Source organism: Paracoccus sp. T5 (assembly GCF_048538155.2).
In the GTDB taxonomy this organism is placed as follows: Bacteria; Pseudomonadota; Alphaproteobacteria; order Rhodobacterales; family Rhodobacteraceae; genus Paracoccus.
In genome coordinates this window covers 2,635,088-2,654,083 of the sequence record NZ_CM135809.1, presented here as the reverse complement: position 1 = coordinate 2,654,083, position 18,996 = coordinate 2,635,088, and the positions used below count along the sequence as shown (strand labels likewise).

The 18,996-nt window shown below is 62.2% G+C and carries 18 protein-coding genes and 1 pseudogene; 8 read left to right on the top strand and 11 right to left on the bottom strand.

Features of this window, described 5'->3' with window-relative positions:
* The first annotated feature begins 7 nt into the window (after positions 1-7).
* Positions 8-766, top strand: coding sequence for an SDR family NAD(P)-dependent oxidoreductase (locus tag ACNR9W_RS13000; protein WP_419269099.1), 759 nt, complete (start codon positions 8-10; stop codon positions 764-766).
* A 242-nt stretch (positions 767-1,008) separates the two neighbouring features.
* Positions 1,009-1,377 (top strand): hypothetical protein, encoded by a 369-nt coding sequence (locus tag ACNR9W_RS12995; protein WP_419269098.1) that lies wholly within the window; start codon positions 1,009-1,011, stop codon positions 1,375-1,377.
* 100 nt (positions 1,378-1,477) lie between these two features.
* On the opposite strand, the gene ACNR9W_RS12990 is transcribed toward ACNR9W_RS12995, so the two are convergent.
* From ACNR9W_RS12990 to ACNR9W_RS12970, 5 genes and pseudogenes are all read right to left on the bottom strand, one after another.
* Positions 1,478-1,801 (bottom strand): hypothetical protein, encoded by a 324-nt coding sequence (locus ACNR9W_RS12990; RefSeq protein WP_419269097.1) that lies wholly within the window; start codon positions 1,799-1,801, stop codon positions 1,478-1,480.
* 179 nt (positions 1,802-1,980) lie between these two features.
* Positions 1,981-2,547, bottom strand: a pseudogene (gene gfa / locus ACNR9W_RS12985) (S-(hydroxymethyl)glutathione synthase); the annotation flags it as partial.
* Between the two features lie 641 nt (positions 2,548-3,188).
* Complete coding sequence (locus tag ACNR9W_RS12980; protein ID WP_419269096.1) at positions 3,189-5,453, bottom strand: MHYT domain-containing protein; 2,265 nt, start codon at positions 5,451-5,453, stop codon at positions 3,189-3,191.
* A 464-nt stretch (positions 5,454-5,917) separates the two neighbouring features.
* Positions 5,918-6,289, bottom strand: coding sequence for a hypothetical protein (locus ACNR9W_RS12975; protein ID WP_419269095.1), 372 nt, complete (start codon positions 6,287-6,289; stop codon positions 5,918-5,920).
* A gap of 185 nt (positions 6,290-6,474) precedes the next feature.
* Positions 6,475-6,843: a DUF4186 domain-containing protein gene (locus ACNR9W_RS12970; RefSeq protein ID WP_419269094.1), complete on the bottom strand. Its 369-nt coding sequence runs from the start codon at positions 6,841-6,843 to the stop codon at positions 6,475-6,477.
* 198 nt (positions 6,844-7,041) lie between these two features.
* Between ACNR9W_RS12970 and ACNR9W_RS12965 the strand changes: the two genes are divergently transcribed.
* Both ACNR9W_RS12965 and ACNR9W_RS12960 read left to right on the top strand, forming a co-directional pair.
* Positions 7,042-8,091: a DUF3616 domain-containing protein gene (locus tag ACNR9W_RS12965; protein ID WP_419269093.1), complete on the top strand. Its 1,050-nt coding sequence runs from the start codon at positions 7,042-7,044 to the stop codon at positions 8,089-8,091.
* Between the two features lie 116 nt (positions 8,092-8,207).
* Positions 8,208-9,149 carry a LysR family transcriptional regulator gene (locus tag ACNR9W_RS12960; RefSeq protein ID WP_419269092.1) on the top strand — a complete coding sequence of 314 codons (942 nt, stop codon included), beginning with the start codon at positions 8,208-8,210 and terminating at the stop codon, positions 9,147-9,149.
* Here ACNR9W_RS12960 and ACNR9W_RS12955 read toward each other — a convergent pair.
* Positions 9,140-9,625 carry a RidA family protein gene (locus ACNR9W_RS12955; protein ID WP_419269091.1) on the bottom strand — a complete coding sequence of 162 codons (486 nt, stop codon included), beginning with the start codon at positions 9,623-9,625 and terminating at the stop codon, positions 9,140-9,142. The genes ACNR9W_RS12960 and ACNR9W_RS12955 overlap by 10 nt on opposite strands.
* Before the next feature lie 277 nt (positions 9,626-9,902).
* On the opposite strand from ACNR9W_RS12955, the gene ACNR9W_RS12950 reads away from it, so the two are divergent.
* The 4 genes from ACNR9W_RS12950 to ACNR9W_RS12935 are packed head-to-tail and all read left to right on the top strand — an operon-like array spanning position 9,903 to position 14,116.
* A complete protein-coding gene (locus tag ACNR9W_RS12950; protein ID WP_419269090.1) occupies positions 9,903-11,270 on the top strand; it encodes an amidase in 1,368 nt (455 codons plus the stop codon).
* Positions 11,271-11,307: 37 nt separating this feature from the next.
* Positions 11,308-12,300 carry a TRAP transporter substrate-binding protein gene (locus ACNR9W_RS12945; protein WP_419269089.1) on the top strand — a complete coding sequence of 331 codons (993 nt, stop codon included), beginning with the start codon at positions 11,308-11,310 and terminating at the stop codon, positions 12,298-12,300.
* A 22-nt stretch (positions 12,301-12,322) separates the two neighbouring features.
* Positions 12,323-12,832, top strand: a complete 510-nt coding sequence (locus ACNR9W_RS12940; protein ID WP_419269087.1) for a TRAP transporter small permease — start codon at positions 12,323-12,325, stop codon at positions 12,830-12,832.
* A gap of 9 nt (positions 12,833-12,841) precedes the next feature.
* A complete protein-coding gene (locus tag ACNR9W_RS12935) occupies positions 12,842-14,116 on the top strand; it encodes a TRAP transporter large permease (protein WP_419269086.1) in 1,275 nt (424 codons plus the stop codon).
* Positions 14,117-14,178: 62 nt separating this feature from the next.
* On the opposite strand, the gene ACNR9W_RS12930 is transcribed toward ACNR9W_RS12935, so the two are convergent.
* The 5 genes from ACNR9W_RS12930 to ACNR9W_RS12910 form a co-directional block, all read right to left on the bottom strand.
* Positions 14,179-14,334 (bottom strand): hypothetical protein, encoded by a 156-nt coding sequence (locus ACNR9W_RS12930; protein WP_419269085.1) that lies wholly within the window; start codon positions 14,332-14,334, stop codon positions 14,179-14,181.
* Between the two features lie 33 nt (positions 14,335-14,367).
* Entirely contained in the window at positions 14,368-14,457 is a 90-nt protein-coding gene (locus ACNR9W_RS12925) for a hypothetical protein (protein WP_458478499.1), read from the bottom strand.
* A gap of 182 nt (positions 14,458-14,639) precedes the next feature.
* A complete protein-coding gene (locus ACNR9W_RS12920; protein WP_419269084.1) occupies positions 14,640-16,409 on the bottom strand; it encodes an ABC transporter ATP-binding protein in 1,770 nt (589 codons plus the stop codon).
* Positions 16,406-17,365, bottom strand: coding sequence for an acetamidase/formamidase family protein (locus tag ACNR9W_RS12915; RefSeq protein WP_419269083.1), 960 nt, complete (start codon positions 17,363-17,365; stop codon positions 16,406-16,408). The genes ACNR9W_RS12920 and ACNR9W_RS12915 overlap by 4 nt, the downstream gene beginning before the upstream one ends.
* Positions 17,366-17,369: 4 nt before the next feature.
* Positions 17,370-18,989, bottom strand: coding sequence for an ABC transporter substrate-binding protein (locus tag ACNR9W_RS12910; RefSeq protein ID WP_419269082.1), 1,620 nt, complete (start codon positions 18,987-18,989; stop codon positions 17,370-17,372).
* Positions 18,990-18,996: the final 7 nt, after the last annotated feature.

The following is an 18,996-nucleotide window of genomic DNA, read 5'->3' as shown; positions in this document are numbered from 1 at the left end:
ACCCCCCATGACCGACAAGACCGCCATCATCACCGGGGCCGCACGTGGCATCGGGTTGGCGACCGCCCGGTTGCTGTCTCAGCGCGGTTGGCGCGTGGTTCTGGCCGACATCGACGCTGATGAGCTGCAGCGCGTGGTTCTGGGATGGGAGGATGCGCTGGCCGTCACCTGTGACGTATCCGACCCGGATCAGGTTCAGGCGATGGTCGCCCGCACGGTCGAATGGTCAGGGCGACTGGACGCGTTGGTCAACAATGCCGGTGTCGCCGATTTCCGGCCGATGGGGGAAACCGATTTGGCAACCTGGCGTCGCATCATGGCGGTGAATCTGGACGGGGTGTTCCTGTGTTCGCAGGCGGCGATCCCGCATCTGGCGCGGACAGGGGGTGCGATCGTGAATATCGCTTCCATCTCAGGGCTGCGGGCCAGCACTTTGCGGGTGGCGTATGGCACCTCCAAGGCGGCGGTAATCCACCTGACTCGTCAGCAGGCAGCCGAGCTGGGCCAACAAGGCATCCGCGCCAACTGCGTGGCACCCGGGCCGGTCGACACCAAGCTGGCTCTCGCTGTCCACAGCCCTGTAATTCGGGCGGCCTATCACGACTCGATCCCGCTGAACCGCTACGGGGAAGAGGGAGAAATCGCACAGGCCATCGCATTTCTATGCAGCGATCAGGCGTCCTACGTCACGGGTCAGGTGTTGGCGGTAGATGGAGGGTTCGAGGCGACAGGAGTGGGCCTGCCTGCCCTACGCTTAGGAAATTGATCGCTTCCACTGAGAGCAGATAGCCTTCGCCGGGGACTTCGGGAGTTTCAAGCAGCTAGACCAGCAACCTCGACACGATTTTACCCATCCGGCCCACAGCTGACCGTCAGGTGGCTGACGCTGCCGTGGCACAGCGTCCCTGAAGCGGTCGCTCATGCTTGCCGCCGCATATAGTGAACCTTGCTGCGGGCGGCACCGTTTCCGAGGATGATGAACCCGCCCTAAGCCGATGCTTCCCGACATTGAACGCGCGCATCCTGCAGTTCGAGCTCGCCCGGCTAGCGGGCGGCTTGGTTGCGCTTCTGCCGAACCTTCTAGCCGCCCTCATTGTCCGTGCCCTGACATGGCCGCTGCCGCGCTATGCGGGGCGAGGCCTGACTCCTCCGGCGCTGGCACCAGCGCCGGCGCTGATCGCCGCGGTGGTTCTGATCTTTCCGGGAACGTTGTCGCGGATTTTGAGTGTGGGCTCGCTGGTCGCCGGCTTGGCCTTCAAGGGCATCTTCGCGAACTATCTTGCTGGCCTCCTCATCCTGCTGCGGCTCAGCTTTAGAGAGCCGGTTCCGCTTGATGGGGCGCAAGTGAGTCAGCGGCAGACGTCGAAACGCTGCTGAGCGTGCTTGGCCTCAAGGGCACTTGTTCATCCCCCAAAGAAGCACTCGTCGGCTCTTGGCGGGCTATCAGCGCCGCCAGCAAGTCGTTGCATGGCCTCTGCTAAGCGCCAATGCAATCCCGAAGGCGACGAGCGTCAGGCACGCCCTGAGGTTCTCCTGCCTCGGCAGGCGAGGCTTGTTGCATCTCATCTTTAAGGTCATCCGGAAGTGACAACGCCCGATTGCGCTTGCCGATGCTGGCAAGATCCCCAGAGTGATCGGGAGTCTGATGCACGACAAGAGGGACGGTGCGACCGTCGCGCTGGATGCGGCCGCAAACGGCAATCATGAGGCCTGACGGCATAACGCGGCGGTGCGTCGGGAAAGGCTTTGGCTGGACGACGAGACTGGCATCATCCATCTTGTCGTCCCAGGTGAAGAACATCACCTTATCGCTGACTACCGTCCGAAAAGCTTGTTCAGCAGCCGAGTGAAGATTGATCTGCTTTCTTGGGCAGGGGGCGCCGGGGCCGGTGTCCGTTGCGGCGCCGGGGACGCGCTTTGCTTTGCCTCTGCAGGCACTGGGGATGCGCTCTGCCGTGTCTGGGCGGGCGCAGGTTTCGTCTGGCGCTTGGCAGCATGGGTGGCGATGGCATCCATCAGGGGCGGTGACAACGTGTCGTAGGGAGTAAGCCCCAGCTCACGCAGTCGCGCCCGAATGCCGTCCATTCGAGAGGGATCAACACCCGACTCGATAACGGAACTGACAAAGGCTGCGAATTCGGGGGCTGACCACCCTTTGTCTTTCGACAACTCGGTATGCACAAAATCTAGCCCGAAGAACGGGTGGTCCTTGCTCTCGATCCGGCCATACATGTGCACTCCGCACTCGCGGCAGGCGTAACGCTGGATCGGCGCATCCTTGTTGACCACGTGCAGCTTGTCGGCGTTTTCCAAGACCTCGACCGCGTCGCGCGACACCACAGCGACCATGCTGAAGATCGCCCCGTCGGGCTTCCAGCACTTGGTGCAGCCGCAGACATGGTTATGCGCGGTTTGCGCTCCGACGCGGATGCTCACCGGCCTGTTGGTGCAATGACAACTCAAAGCGCCTCCGGAAAAGTCCGAGCTGTCTCGCTTTATGCCGTTGTCGACGGCAGGATGAATACGCACGTTTTCAGTGTTTGCCATGGCCCTCTCCTCCGATGACCTGATCCGTTCAGCTTCTTTCGAGCAGACGGGATCGGCAAGTTGGCAGAAAGTCTAAGGTCCGCACCTTGGCCGTTTTTGGCAAACTCCCACTGATCTTGGACCACAAGCGCATCGTGTTCTTCGGTCGGATCTGCTAGGCATACCCATCATCCTGACGCAGCGGCTGGTGGATCCGGCACCTGCCGCCCGCGCAAGCGCAAGTGCGTGGGTTTGTGAACCTGCGATACGTGACCCTCTTTGCTTTGCGGTGGATCGATGCTGCCGGCAAACTGTGTTGGTGCCCCCTTCTGAGCCCACAATACTGCCGCCGACATGGCAGGACTGCCAGCGTCCGGGGCCGCCGCTGCACCAACTCAAAAGGTTTGGGAACATCAAAGGCGAGGCACGTTCTGGAGGCCACGACTGCGGTCGCCCCCGAGGTGGCGCGCAAATTTATTGAAGTGGACCGATGCTGTGCACCAGTAGGACGAAGGTATGGAACGAGGCCGGAGTTCGATTGTGGTGCTCAATTTCCTCCGCCAGCAGTTCCTCCTTCGTGCGAACAAGCCTGCCAAGGGTGGCCGCGAGGTCGTTGCAGTCAATACCTACTGAAGCCGCAGCACCGAAAGCTGATACGTTGATCAGCTTGCAGGGAGCTTGAAGGGAATGACGTTCACGTCTTCCCTTGATCTCAGCGCCTCATGCACCGCTTTCTTCAGCTGGCCCTGGAAGTAGGGCTTGTCGAGCTTGAACGCGATGTTGGGATGATCTGTGGGAAGCTCTGCATAACCAGTGGCAAGGATAACCGGCAGGTTTGGGCGCCGAACATGAATGGCTTCAGCAAGTTGCAAACCGGTCATCCGCGGCATTGCCTGATCGGTGATCACAAGATCAACATCGCCGGTCTGGTCCAGGATACGCAGGGCCTCTTCTCCGTTGTGCGCGGGAATGACACGATGCCCCATGTCCTCGAGCATGGCTTGGGTGTTCATCAGGACCAGGAAGTCGTCGTCCACGGCCATGATCGTGGCCGGCATCATCTGCGCATGCACCCTTTCCGGAAGTGCATGGAACGCCTCGGCGGCAACGGGTGCCTCCGCCGCTCGAAGCAGGATTGTTGCCTCCGTTCCTTCCCCAGGCGTGCTGGAGAGCTTGAGCTGGCCTCCCGATTGAGCGGCAAAGCCGTGAACCATGGAGAGGCCGAGCCCAGTGCCCTTCGTGGGGCCCTTGGTGGTGAAAAAGGGCTCTGTTGCGCGAGCCAAGGTTTCGGGATCCATCCCGGCACCATGATCTACCACCTTGATTGCGATCTGCCGCGAAGACGGCTCGGCGCCGACGGTTTCCGCGGTAACCTTGATCAAGCCTCCCCATGGCATGGCGTCACGAGCGTTGACGATCAGGTTCAGGAGGGCCATTTCAAGCTGGTTCTCATCGACGCTCGCAACGGCGACGAGATCGGTTTGGGGAAGCTGTAGCTCATATTGCGGTCCCAGTGACCGCTGCAGGAGATCGACCATGCCGTTGATAAGGGCAATGACGTCTACTGGCTCAGGTGCGAGTGTCTGGCGGCGCGCGAAAGCAAGCATCCGTTGCGTCAGCGTTGCGCCTCGTTGCACCCCCTGGATTGCAATGTCGATCAGTTGCTGAGCGCGCTTGTCGTCGGTGTTCCCCTTCCGCAGCAGCTCCAGGTTCCCGAGAATGATCGCGAGCAGGTTGTTGAAGTCGTGAGCCACTCCCCCCGTCAGCTGCCCCAATATTTCCATCTTCTGAGTCTGCCTGAGCGCATTCTCGGCCTCCTTGCGTGCCGTGACATCCACAAGTCCTTCAATGCAGGATAGAAACTCTCCTTTGGCCCCCACCTCTACCCGGCGGGTGATTTCCACCTCAATCACCTTTCCCGACCTGCTGATGAGGCTCGCCTGGACCTCATGAACCTCTCCCGTCTCACGAAGCGACGATCGGGTGGCTTCCATTCGGTCTTGTGCGGAAGCGGGAGTCATGAACTCCCGGATAGGCCGGCCAACCACCTGGCTTCGGTCAAAGCCCAGCACGGCGAGCCAAGCGTCGCTGACATCCAGGATCCGGTCATCGCGATCAACAGCATGCAACGGTAGCGGCGTCCGCCGATAGAGCAACCGGAAGCGCTCCTCACTTGTTCTGAGAAGTTCTGCTTCCCGGCGGCTTTGCTGCGCCACGCGGCGGTCCATGGTTGCTGCAAGCAGGGCGAGAGACAGGATCACGAAAGTGATGGCAGACACCCAGGTGGCGAGCCCCTCTAGGTTCACGCTGTTCATGCCGATGCTTTCGCCGCCGGGAAGCGGAGAATAGATCACCGCATGCATTCCGGAGAAATGCATCCCCGAAATAGCGGCGCCCATGACCACTGCGGCAATGAGTTTCTCAACCTGGCCGGTGTTCATGAAGGCGAGCCACAGTGCAGCCGTGGCGGCAGTAACCGCGATCAGAAGCGAGATTGCCACCCAAGCCGGGTCGTAGCTTACGCTCATGGGGATCTGCAGAGCCGCCATGCCGGTGTAGTGCATCGCAGCGATGCCAAGGCCCATGAGGGGACCACTGAGAAGAAGCGCAAGCGCCCGCTGGCGCAGATGGCCCAGGACCGCGAAACCAGCGCCCGTGGCTCCGACTGCGAGAAAGAATGACAATGCGGTCAGTCCCGGCGCATAGGACGGCTGCATTCCCGGCATGGAGTAGGCCAGCATTGCCACGAAGTGCATGGACCAGATGCCCCCGCCGAGCGAGAACGCGGCGCCGGCGAGCCAGGTCGCCCGCGCTGATCGAGTGGCTGCGGCACCGAAGCGGCCGGCAAGGTCCAAGGCCGTATAGGAAGTTACCGCTGCAATCAGAAGTGCCAGAAAGACGAGAGCCTCATTATGGTGGCCGTGCATGCGCGTTCCTGCGTCGAGTCATCTGCAAATAGCACATCATAGCAGCAGCCTTGAGAACAGCGCCATTGAGAGCTTTGGCTCATCTCCTTCCAATGCGAACCTACCTCCTCATGCAGGAAGGGCTAAGTCTGTATGCATATAGCAGGCATGCGGATGGGGCAGGCACTAACGCCAAGCCTCCTGAACAACTGGCAATGCCAGCCTTCTGTGGCTACGTGCTGACCATCCCCAACTATCCGCTTCTTGGGCTTGCCATGCTCACACTGCCGCATCCGCGATCGTCAGCTTCCCGCCCATAACAGCTGGTCGACGGAGCAGCGATACTGCGGTGCGGCTTCCTCGAACCGGCCTTTGATGCTTTCCGCAGCAACTGTGGCCAATATTCGCTTTATGTCGGGTATAGGCGCTCCGGCAGTGCCTCGACATCTTCCCGCAATTGCACGCCGCCGCAGGCTGGATGATCTTCAGAAGCCTTGGCGATGCAGCTCCTCCGCAATCTTCAAGCGTGATGAGGCGTCGCGCGTGGGGAATGCAGTTAGGAAGTCGTCGCTCGTCGCATCGTGCCTGAGATGGACCACCTGGTGCCGCCACCGGTCTGCCTGTCTGGCCCTATCGGCAAGTCCGTTCGCGACAAGGGCGATCATCGCGATCAAATGATGCGCACCAGGCGCTGCGGCAGCTTCGTCGGACGAGTCAGCCGCGGCCTGATAATCTTCTTGTTGGATCAGTATCTGCGCACGGACGCCGTGAAAACCGTAAAGCAGGGGATCGAGAGGGCTGAGATGCAGCGATGTCTTGACACCAGCGAATGTTGCGGCCGCGTTGCCGAGCAGCATTGCATTGAAGGCAGAGGCGTAGAAACCTTGGGTATGGTTCGGGTTTAGACCAGTTGCCCGGTAGAGCGATAATCTCGTCCTTCGCGATGCGCTATGGCTGAGGGTCCGCTCATTTTATCGTTGAATGGCTCCTGCACTCTCTTCATGTCCCCGGTGCAGCAGCGCCACAATCTCACGCAAACATACTAGCCGGTGCCTTGTGCCTTCATCTGCCGATCGATCCACATCATGATCAGCGCGACAACCTTCTCCTGCTCGTCGTCGCCCATCTGACGGCCGCTGGCGATCCCGTGCCATTTCTGTAAGCAGCTGCGGCAGCAACTCCCGGTCGCATGTTGGGCCACAAAGGCAGGATGGCCGCGCATCGGAGTCTGCCTGCCGTCATTTCGAGGATGAGCGGGCGCGAGTCTCAGGGCCACGAAGTCTCTTGCGTGACTAAGAACCGTGCTGCGGCCTTTGTTGTTCGCGTAGGCCCTGTCCGCCGCTGAAAGGCGGAACCGGCTACGAAAGCGCGATCGCGCTAGCCTGTCGAAGATGTCGTTGTCGTCTGCCACGCTGGATGGGGTGCTTGTTTCTGAGCCAAGTCCATTCATTGTAGTTCTTCTTCCTCCATTTCAACAGCAGCGCGCTGATAGGGAAGGAGAAGGCAGAGGCCGGGGCTCGACTTCGCCTTGCTAGACCTAGTTCCGCTGGATCTTCAGCACGAACTTTTCTTCTCCGCCGGTGTTCCTTTCTGCCCTGAGGAGGACGACATGGACGAGGCACCAAACAGACAAGTGCTCCTGATCTTCGGCGAAATAGACGAACTAAAACACGTCGATGACCCCCTTCACAAGGACGTCTCTGCCGCGGCGCGGGTGGGCGACGCCCTCTTTACATGCTGCGATGAAACTGCGGGCGTCGATCGGCTGACGCCGGACGGCGATGCCTGGGGCAACCATGTCCATATCTCGATTGGCGACTTCATCTGCCTCCCTGGCGGCCCGGGCGGGGAGATGGACATCGAAGGATTGATGGCTGACATGGGTTGGCTCTGGGTAATCGGCTCCCATGCATTGAAGCGAGGCAAGGCCAAAGGGGGCCGCAAGGCGGCCCTGCGGCGCCTGTCCAAGATCGAGCGTGATCCGAACCGGATGTTCCTTGGGCGCATCCCTTTGGCTGAGAGGGACGGGGCGCCGATGCCGGTCGCCAAAGATGGTGCCCGTCGCGTCCAGACCGTTCGCCTCGGCGCCAACAAGAGCCAGCTCAGGAAATGGCTTCGCAACGACGAGCATATCGGACCCTTCCTGGAGTTGCCTTGCAAGGAGAACGGCCTTGATATCGAGGGGATCGCTGTGCGCGGGATGCGCGTCTGGCTGGGCTTGAGGGGCCCCGTTCTAAGGGAGATGGCAGCAGTGCTCGAGTTCGAGTTCAAGGTGACCCGCTCGGGCTATCTCAAAGCACGCCGAATTGATGGCACCCGGCGCTACCGCAAGCACCTGATTCCGACCCGGGGGCTTGGCATCCGCGACCTTGAGCTCGATGGAGATGACCTGATCCTGCTGACCGCTCCTGTTACGGCCGCAGACGGGGTCGCCGCGATCAGGCGCTGGTGCGGAGCTGTGAGCGTCACGTCCTCCGGGGTGGTGCCTGAGGCAGATGTCGCAGTAGTTCGGGATCTGCCCTATCGGGGACAGCATGACCACCCTGAGGGTCTGGTGCGTTGGGATGATGGAGAATGGCTGGTGGTCTACGACAGTCCGGCACCGGAGCGACTTGATAGCAAACCGGCTCGGCTTCTGGCTGACATCTGGAGCGAATAGGAGCTACTGCTGCACGCATTTACTTGGCTGGAAGGGGTCGCGCGGCGCGCTATACCTGTTGCCCATGGTATCAAGGTCGACGAAGCTCGTCTGGACGAACTTCGTGGTGTTGCGGAATGAACCTGATAGCGGGAAAATACTTCCTGAGCGTTGCCCGCTTCCAATCGATCCGGTTGGCGGCGGAGCGGCTGCGCGTCTCGCCCTCTGCCATCAGTCGCCAGATCGTCAAGCTGGAGCACGAGTTTCAGGAGCAGCTTCTTGAGCGCCGCGCCGAGGGTGTCAGTCTGACGGAGGCGGGTCGTGTAGTGGCCGACCATCTGGCGGCCATCTTCAGCCAGATCGACACAGCCAAAGGAGACGTTGCCGATCTGCGCAATCTCAAGACCGGCGCCGTTTCCATTGCGACGGTGGAAGGGATTACCGATCCTTTCCTGTCCGCCCACATTACGCAATTCCGTCAACGTTATCCCGGTATCCATTTCCGAGTCCGCATCCGCGGTCGCGAACGCGTTCTGGAGGCGGTCGAACAGCACTTGTGCGACATCGGGTTCGTCTACGATCACTTCACTCATGCCGCAATCGAGACCGTGGGGCAGTGGCGGCAGCCATTGCTTGCGCTGGCACCACCGTCGCACCCGCTGGCAGACGGCCGCCCGGTCGTGCTGGACGATCTGGTTGATCTTCCCTGCGTCCTGCCGGATGACAGTTTCGGTATCCACCACCTGCTGAACCGCGCCTTCGGCAAGATCCGCAAGCAGCCATCCGCGATCATCGTGGCCGACCAGTTTCACTTCCTGATCCGTCACACCATCCGCAACAACGCCATCATCTATCTTCCCCTGCAGGCCGTCCTGCGCGAGGTAAACGAGGGTCAACTGGTTCCTCTTAATCTTCGATGCAGCGATTTTGACCACCGCTTTATCTATGCCGTCGCTCGTCACGGGCAGCACAAGTCGGCCGCTTGCGAAACGTTCATTGCCTCGATCCTGAGCGAGTTCGCGAAGGGCGAGAAATCCGATGCGGCACTTCTCGCCCACCTGCGCGCGCGTCAGGGATGAAGCTCAATTGTAATGTCCGCCTCGACCGGGGCGTTCAGCCCCAGTTCGTGCTGCGTCAGGGCAGCGCGCGCGTGCTTGCCATTCTCCTCGCCCCATAGCTTGACGAAGAGGTCCGAAGCCCCGTTCAGCACCAGGTGCGGCTCGGTAAAGCCGGGAGCGCATGAGACGTAGCCGATCATTTTGACGATCCGCTTGACCCGGTCGAGATCGCCCAGAACCGCCTTCATCATCGCAAGGTGGTTGATCGCCATCAGCCGGGCAGAGGCATAGCCCTCCTCGATGCTCAGGTCAGAGCCGACCTTTCCGACATAGGGCAGGACGTCATTGTCGTTTTCGTCCGGCTGCGTTCCCAAGGTCCCGGACGTGTAGAGAATGTTGCCCACGACAACGCCGGGAAGGTAGTTCCCGATGGGCTTCGGCCGACGCGGCAGAATGATCCCTAGTTCGCGGAGCCGCTGTTCCGTTGCGTGTGACACGATGTTCTTCCTGAATGGTTGTGTTTGTCGAGGCCAAACTAGGCACTGGATCTTTCAAAGCTGTAGCTGTTGCGGCAACAGTGCTTTGCCGAAGCGGCAACGCTATCCTGTCAACCTTAGCCGTGAGAGGAAATTTTCCGTTTTACTTCAAAGGCGTGTGGCTAGACTTAGGAGGGCGGGCCATCTCGAACAAGCCATCTGCCTGACGATCAGCACGGTGGCGCATTGAAGAGAGCCGCATAGGATAAGGCAGCTCCAATCGACGAGGAGACAGCCCGTGACCTATGTTCCGCTCGATACGATCGCCAGTCAGCTCCGCAGTGGAACCGCCACTGCGGCGGGATTGATGGCCGACGCGGCGGCCCGCCATGGCGCGACCGAGGAGCGCCTGAACGCGTATCGCACCTGGGCAGGACCACGGGCCGAGGTGCAGGCGCGCGCGCTGGACGTGCTTATGGGAACCGGGATCGATCTGGGCCCGCTGATGGGCATCCCCGTCTCGATCAAGGACCTTTACGGCGTGCCGGGCCTGCCAGTCCATGCCGGAACAGATACCGAATTTTCCCAAGAGTGGCAGCGCCCGGGTCCGGTCATGAACCGCGTCCTGACCCAAGGCGGCATTGTCACGGGCAAGACGCATACTGTGGAGTTTGCTTTCGGCGGCCTTGGCACCAACCCGCATTGGGGGACCCCGGTCAACCCATGGTCCGCGCAGGGTGCCCCACGGGCGCCGGGCGGGTCCAGCTCAGGGGCAGGGGTCTCGCTGGCGCAGGGCAGTGCCTTGGCTGCGCTCGGGACGGACACGGCCGGATCGGTCCGGATCCCCGCCTCGTTTACTGGCCAGACCGCGCTGAAGATCACGCATGGCCGCTGGTCACTGGACGGCATCGTGCCGCTATCGCCCTCACTGGACACACCTGGCCTTTTAGCCCGCAGCATCGCCGATCTGGCCTTTCTCTTTGCCGCCATCGATGGCGGCAAATCTGTGGGGCCGGCTTCGAGCGGTCCGCGCATCGGCATCATCGAAAACGTCGTGTGGGAGGAGATCGATCCTGCGGTGGCCGCCAACACCCATGCTGCCCTCACCAAACTGGAGAGGGCAGGAGCTGCGGTGACCTCGGTGCACCTGCCAGATTTGGACCGAGTGCTTGATCTGTTCCGCCGGGGCGGGTTGGCAGCTCCCGAACTGCGGGCCTTCCTTGACGCCCATCACCCCGAGCGGATCGCGCGCCTGGATCCCGCGGTCATGGCGCGGGTCGTCGCCGCGGACGAGGTCAGCGCGTCCGATTATCTGCAGCGCCGCGCCTTGCTGGCCGAGGCGGCAGGGACCGCCAGCCAGATCTTCGAAGGAGTGGACCTGCTTGTGTCCCCGACGGTGCCGATTTCAGCCCCGCTGCTGTCAGACCTGGCCGATCCCGACGCCTATCGCCGGGCCAATATGCTGGCCCTGCGGAACACAGCAATTGTGAACCTTCTCGGCTGGTGCGCGACTACGCTGCCAACCGGGCTGGACGCCAACAGAATTCCTACCGGCCTCCAGATCATCGCGCCTGCCTGGCAAGAGGAGCGGCTGTTGGCCGCAAGCCTCTGGGCTGAGGCGGTGATCGGCGCAGGACCCGATCTGCTGGGCCCGCCGCCGCTGTGATCTGACAACAACGAAACGACCAACAGGAGACGACACCATGACCTATCGCACGTTCGGCACCTGCCTGACCCTTGCCCTCGGCACCGCCTTCGGCAGCATGGCCGCCGCCGCGGATTTCGAATTCACCTTCGCCCATGTGCTGACCGAGGACACTCCGAACGCCCGCGCCGCGGTGGTCTTCAAGGAGGAGGTCGAAAAGAACTCGGACGGCCGGATCGAGATCAACATTCGTCCTGCGGCCCAACTGGGCGGCGACGTCGAGATCATCGAGCAGACCCAGATGGGGCTTGTCGACATCTCGATCCCGCCGACCGGCAACCTCGCGAACTTCAATGAGCAGATGTATCTGTTCGACCTGCCCTTCCTGATGGAGGACGAGGCGGCGATGAAGCGCGTGCTCGACGGGGAGGTCGGAACCGAGCTGCTGGCAACGCTGGACGCCAACAACCTGCATGGCATCGCGATGTGGGGCGCAGGCTTTCGCCACATGACCAACAACATCCGCCCCATCAATGGCCTTGGCGATCTGCAGGGCATCAAGATGCGCACGCTGCAGGCGCCGACCATTCTGGCGACGTATCGCACCTACGGCGCGAACCCGACCGCTATGGCCTATGTCGAGGTCTATAACGGACTGCAGCAGGGCGTGGTCGAAGGGCAGGAGAACCCCCTGGCCAACATCTATTCGATGAAATTTTACGAGGTGCAGGACTACATGACCCTGACCGGTCATGCCTATCACACCTATGCCGCGATCATGAACAAGCAGGCCTGGGACAGCCTTCCGGACGACCTGAAGAAGGTGGTCGAGGACGCAATGATCGTGGGCCGCGATGCTGCGCGCCAGTATACGGCCGAGGACGAGACAAAAATCCTTGAGGAGATCTCCGACGACATTGAGATCCAGGAGCTGACGCCGGAAGGCCGCGCCGCGTTCATCGAGGCCTCGCAACCCATCTACGAAGAGTTCGCGCCGATGGTGACGTCCGAATTGATGGAAAAGGCGCTGGCCGCCGCCAAGGGCGAATGATGGCGTCGGGGAGCCGGCAGTCATGATCGTCTGGCTGAACCGCATCGTCGACTGGATCGAGAACGTGCTCGTCACCGGACTCATGCTGATCGCGACTGTTGTCGCGATCGTGCAGGTGATCGCACGCTACGTGTTCAACAACTCGCTATTCTGGTCCGAAGAGCTGATCCTTTACTCGCTGATCACCATGAGCTTTCTGACCATGGGCATGGGGGTTCGCTATGCCTCGCATATCAGCGTCGATGCGGTTTACGCCTTTGCCAGCCCCCGGACGGCAAAGTTCCTTCAGATCGGAGCGGCGTGCCTGGGTCTCATCTTTGCCGCCGTTCTGGTCTGGTATGGCGGCAGGCTGGTCCTGAACACGTCGCGCATGGGGCAGTTGTCGCCCGCCATGCGCATTCCCGTCGGCTACATCTATGCCGTCATTCCGGCGGCAGGCATCTTCATGCTCCTGCGCTATCTGCTGGTTCTGCGCGAACTGCTGGCCGGTCGCGGCTACGAGCCGCCCCAAGTCGACATCAAGACAAGCTGAGGACACGGCATGGTTGGCGCTCTTATCCCCGTCTTCTTCGGGCTTCTGATTTTCGGACTGCCGATATTTGCGTCCTTGGCTTTATCGGTGGCCGCGGTCTTCTACTTCTGGGGCGGGATGGACCCGCTGCTTGTCCCGATGCGCATGTTCTCGGGCATGAACAACTTCTCGCTCATGTCGATCCCGTTCTTCATCCTGGCGGCAGAGCTGATGCGCATCGGTGGCCTGTCCGACCGCCTGATCGGGTTGGCGCGGGCGCTGATCGGCTGGCTGCCAGGCGGCTTGGCCGCGGCGGCGGTGATGGCTTGCCTTATGTTCGGGTCAATCTCGGGCTCGAGCCCCGCCACGGTGATCGCCATCGGCTCGATCCTTTATCCAGCCATGGTCAATGCGGGATATGACAAGTATTTCTCCATCGGCCTGATCACCACCGCCGGAACCTTGGGGCCCATCGTGCCGCCCTCGATCGCGCTGATCATCTATGGCTCGGTGACGGGGACCTCTGTCGGCATGTTGTTCGCGGCGGGGCTGCTGCCGGCCTTGCTGATCGGGACGCTGTTGATCGGCTATGCGACCTGGTATTCGGCGCGCAAGGGATATGCACGGGACCCGCTGCCGACCTTTGGCAGCATCCTGCAGGCGGTGAAGCGTGCGGCCTGGGGTCTGGGGCTGCCGGTAATCCTGCTGGGCGGGATCTATTCAGGCGTCTTCACGCCCACCGAATCCGCCGCCGCCGCCTGCCTTTACGGCTGGTTCGTGGGCGCGATCATCTATCGCAGCATCTCGTTCACAGCCACGTTGGTTGTTCTGCGCAACACGGGCCTCATCTCGGGGCCGCTGCTGCTGATCACCGCAGGTGCCTCCGTCTTCTCTTGGCTGCTGGCCAGCACCGGAACGCCATCGGATCTTGCCGCTTATGTTCTGTCGGGGACCGACAACCCCGTTCTGGTAATCGCTGCCTTCAACCTGATCCTGCTGGTGGCCGGTTGCTTCCTGGACAGCGCATCGGCGATCATCATCCTTGGCCCGCTGATGATGCCGATTGCTCAGGAACTCGGGGTTGATCCGGTCCATTTCGGCATCATCATGCTGGTCAACCTGTCCATCGGGATGCTGACGCCCCCGGTGGGTCTGAACCTCTTCGTGGCCATGGGCGTGGCCAAGATGAGCCTTGGCGAGGTCTTCCGGGCTACGCTGCCGACTATGCTTCTGATGCTGCTGGCCCTGATCCTGCTGTCCTACATCCCGGCGATCAGCATGATCGTGCCCCAAGCGCTGTTCTAGAAGCAGAAACCGGCAAATTAGCCTTCGTGATACGAGCAGGTAAAGGTGCAAAAGAGCAGTGCCTAGCCCTTGAGGACCATGCCCGCCTCTCGGTCGGCCGGCATGCGGTCGACCATAGAGCTGGCCTGCAGCTCCTCGGTCTCGATGGCAATGACCGCTTTAGCGGTGGCCGGAATGGGCCAGGTCGGAACGGTAGTTCCGCTCCAGCGCGCGATCACCGGCACGCGCGGCGCGCAGTTGCGCGAAAGAATTTAGAGGTTTCGGACATCCGCGGTGAGGAAGGCATAGACCGACTGCGCGTCGTCTCTGACAGCGGTCAGGCCGCGTCTGTCAGGCTTCAACGCGGTCAGGATCCGGGCCAGCAGGCGGTTGAGATCCTCGGTATCCGTCGATCAGCATGTGGCCCCTACACCGCACCCATATAGGCCGCCCCGTGGAGTCACCTCGGCAACAACCGGAGCCTCGCAAGCCAATCGGCTACGGCACTTTCCTGGCGGCATGCAATCCAAGAGCGCCGACGCCATCAAGCTGAATCTCTCGCGACCAGATGGCCACCGCCCGTGTCGATCAACTCCGCAGGTGGAGGGATCTCACCTATAGGCCAGAGGGGGGACGGTATCTCTCCGGTAGGGCGCAGATGGCTCCGGGACCGGCGCGCCGGATCCGGGATTGGAACCGCATCGAGAAGCCGCTGCGTATAGGAATGCTGCGGATTGCCGAAGACCTGGTCCCGCGTTCCCATTTCGACGATCTGGCCCAGATACATGACCGCCAGACGGTCGACGACGTTCTCGACAACGGCCATGTCGTGGCTGATGAACAGGTAGGACATGCCCAAACCTGTCTTCAATTCTTGCAGAAGCGCCAGCACCTTTGCCTGGACCGAGACATCCAACGCCGACACGCTCTCGTCGCAGATGATCAGCTTCGGACGCAGCGCCAAGGCGCGGGCGATGCAGATGCGTTGGCGCTGGCCGCCGCTGAACTCATGCGGGTAGCGAGACATCTCGCCCGGCGTCAGGCCGACGCGCCGAAAAAGGTCTTCGGCGTGGGCACGCCGTTCCGCAGGGGTGCCGATGCGGTGGATCACAAGCGGCTCTTCGACGGCCTCTCCAACCTTCATCCGGGGGTCCAATGCGGCCATGGGGTCCTGGAAGACCATCTGGACATCGCGGCGGATGTCCTTGCGTTCGCGCGCTGTCAGGGAGGAAAGCGGCTTTCCCCCGATCTCGATCAAACCCTCATGCGGCACCAAGCCAGCCAAGGCTTTCGCAATCGTCGACTTGCCGCACCCGCTTTCTCCGACCAGGCCGAAGGTCTCGCCGGGGCGGATGTCGAAGGAGACGCCGAGGGCGGCGTGAACGCGGTGGGTCGGACGGCCGAAGAAGCTGGCGCCGACGTCATAGTGGACCGAGGCGCGAGACAGGCGGGCAACTGGAACCGGCGCCTGGGGGGGCAAGGGGGCGGCGCGCTCGGCGCCTGCACCGAGGCGGGGAACGGCGGCCAGCAGTTCGCGCGTGTATGCGGCTCGGGGTGCGGCGAAGATCTGAGTCGTCGGCCCCACTTCGACCATGCAGCCGGCCTGCATCACGACGACGCGGTCTGCAGTCTCGGCCACCACTCCCATGTCATGTGTTATAAGGATCAGGGCGGTGCCGGTCTCCGCCTGCAGGTCGCGAAGCAGGTCCAGCACTTCGCGTTGCACTGTCACATCCAGCGCGGTGGTCGGCTCGTCGGCGATCAGAACGGCGGGGCGCAACGCCAGAGCCATCGCGATCATCACGCGCTGGCGCATCCCACCCGACAGCTCGTGCGGGTATTGCTGCATCCGCCGCGTCGGCTCCGAGATCCGGACCTGGCGCAGCGCCTCGATAGCTTCGGCGCGCGCTTCGGCGCGGCCAACGGGTTCATGGGCGCGGATCGCTTCGATCAACTGGGTGCCGATGGTCTGCACAGGATTGAGCGAGGTCATCGGCTCCTGAAAGATCATCGCGATCCGGCCACCGCGCAGTGGACGCATCCGTGCCTCGGTCAGCCGTGCCAGATCGGTCCCGTCCAGCAGCAACTGGCCCGAAGTGATGCTGACATTGACCGGCAAGAGGCCCATCAGCGCCAACGACGTGATCGATTTGCCCGACCCGCTTTCGCCGGCGATTGCCAACGTCTCGCCCGGTCTCAGCTCGAAACTGAGATCCGAGACGAGAGGGCGCACGATCCCCCGATCGCTGACCGAGACTGTCAGACCCTTGACGGACAGAAGGGGGGCCGGGATGACCGCCTGCGGGACGATCATTCGAAGACCGAGCGGGGGAAGTAGAAGGAAACCACCCAGTTGGGCATGTCCACGATTTCCGAGATCCGCAGGTCGCCGCAGGTCGAGACCAGCATGTAGGCGTCGACCGCCGCCATGCCGTGCTGCGCGCAGAGCAGGTCCACCATCTGCTCGACGGCCTGCCGCGCCCCGCTCATCAGGTCGGGACCAATGCCCGTCGTGACCTCGTATCCCTTGGCGTCCAGATGCCGCGTGACCGGCCCCGGCGTCGTGAATCGGGGCATCTTGAGGTTTGCGCCCTTCACGAGGTCCAGCGTCAGCGTGACATCCATCGGGCTCTCGATGGCGGTCCCGCAGACCTCGCCATCGCCCTGCGCTGCATGGGTGTCGCCGACCGAGAACAAGGCGCCGACCACCTCGACCGGCAGGTAGAGGACCGTGCCCTTCGCCAGATCGCGGATGTCGAGGTTGCCCCCAGTCCGGCGCGGTGGCACGATCGAGTGCAGCCCCGGATCGGCCGGCGCGACACCAATCGTGCCGGTGAAGGGTTTCAGCGCGACCTTGCCGTGCTGCCCCCAGAGCGCGGGGGCCAGTGTATCGGCATCATATTTCCAGATCGTCAGGGCTGGGTCGGTGAATTGGTCGGCCAGAAGCCCAAACCCGGGGATGTTTGCCGTCCAGCCCCAGGCCGAGCCTTCCTGAACGCGCGGCGTGAAATCATCAAGCGTGACCTTCAGCGCGTCGCCCGGCTCGGCGCCCTCGACGAAGATGGGTCCCGAAACCGGGTTGATCTTGCCGAAATCCAGCACGGCGACATCGGCCACAGTGCTCGACGGGCCAAGCTGGCCCGCCGAAGAGTCCATGCAGTTAAAAATAATCGTCGATCCCGGTGCGACCGTTTGGACCGGGGCAATGGAATTGTCCCAGCCAAAATGGTGCTGCGCGCCGTGGATCGTATAGTCGCAGTTCTTGCACATGAGCTTACTCGGTCACATAGACGTAGTCGTAGTTGACGGGGATCGACACTGGATCGACATAGAGCGCGTCATCTCCGCCCATCCGCGCCGATTTCATGGTGTAGCGTTGCTCGTTGAAGACCGGCACCCATGGCGCCTGGGCCACGACCTGTTGATAGACCTGCGACCACATCTCAAGCCGTTCGGGTGCGGCGGGGTCTGTAAAGCTGTCGGCCTCGGCCGCCATGGCGTCGATGCTCTCATCGCAGAACTTGGACCAGTTCCAGCCGCCGTCGCCCGCACCCGCGCAGCCGAGGATGGGGCCATAGAAGTTCGACGGGTCTGGGAAGTCGGCGATCCAGGCCATGCCGCCCGACCAGATCATCGGTGCCTCGCCCGCGCCGCCGGCCTCGATCACGTTGGCCTGGGCCAGGCTGCGGATCTCTACTTCGACGCCGATGGCGGCCAGATCCTGCTGGATCGCCTGTGCGATGCGGGGGTTGGGGTCCGTGTTCATCACGTAAAGCTGCGTCGTGAAGCCATCTTCCAGGCCGGCCTCGGCCAGCTTGGCCTTGGCGCCTTCTGGATCGTAGGCAAAGCCGTCGAACCCTTCACTATACCCCGGCATCGAGGGCGGCAGCGGCTGGTTCGCGGGAACCGCGCGGCCGTTGATGACCTGAATGATCCGGTCCTTGTTGATAGCCATATTGACCGCCTCGCGAACGGCCAGCTGGTCGAAGGGCTCGATACCGACATTCAGCGTGATGTAGCCGGTGTGCAGCTGTCCTCCCTCGACCACGCGCGCGGCCTGATCGGCATCGCCCATCACCTCCTGGAACTTGGCCGGCGGGATGCCGTCACCGGGCACATCAACCTCTCCCTGCTGCAATCGCAGCAGCGCCACGACCGGCTCCTGCCCAACCTCAAAGGTGATGCCGTCCAGATAAGGCACTCCGTCACGCCAGTAATCGGCGTTCTTCTCAAAGACGAGCCGCTGGCCGATCACCCAGTCCGCCAGCTTGAACGCCCCGGTCCCGACCGGCGACTTACCGAAGTCGGCGCCGGCTTCCTCGACCGCCTCCTGCGGGACAACTGAGGCGAAGTTCAGCGCCATCACGTGCAGAAAGGTGGCATCCGGCCGTGACAGGGTGATGCGGATCGTCCGAGGGTCCACGACCTCGACGCCCGACAAGCTGTCCGCCTCGCCGGCCGATATCTCGTCGAAGCCCCGAACCGAGGCGAAGAAGCCCGCGCCCGGCGATTGCGTTTCCGGCCGCGTCACGCGGTCCAGCGAGTACTTCACGTCTTCGGCCGTCATCTCGCGGCCGTTGTGGAAGGTGACTCCTTGGCGGAGGGTGAAGGTGAACACGGTGCCGTCTTCGGAGACCTCGTAACTTTCGGCAAGGCCGGGGCGCAGCTCGGTCGTGCCGGGAACATAGTCCATCAGTCCGTCGAAGAGCGACTTGATCATCGACCAGTTCTGCCAGTCATAGCCGATGGCCGGGTCCAGCGTCGCCACGTCGTCCTTGTAGGTGATGGTGATCATCCCGCCGGGCATGGCCTTCGGATCAGGAGTGTATTCCTGGGCCGCCACGGGCAGCGCGAAGGCCAGCACGAGGGCAGAGGAGCAGAGCAGCTTTTTCATCTTGGTT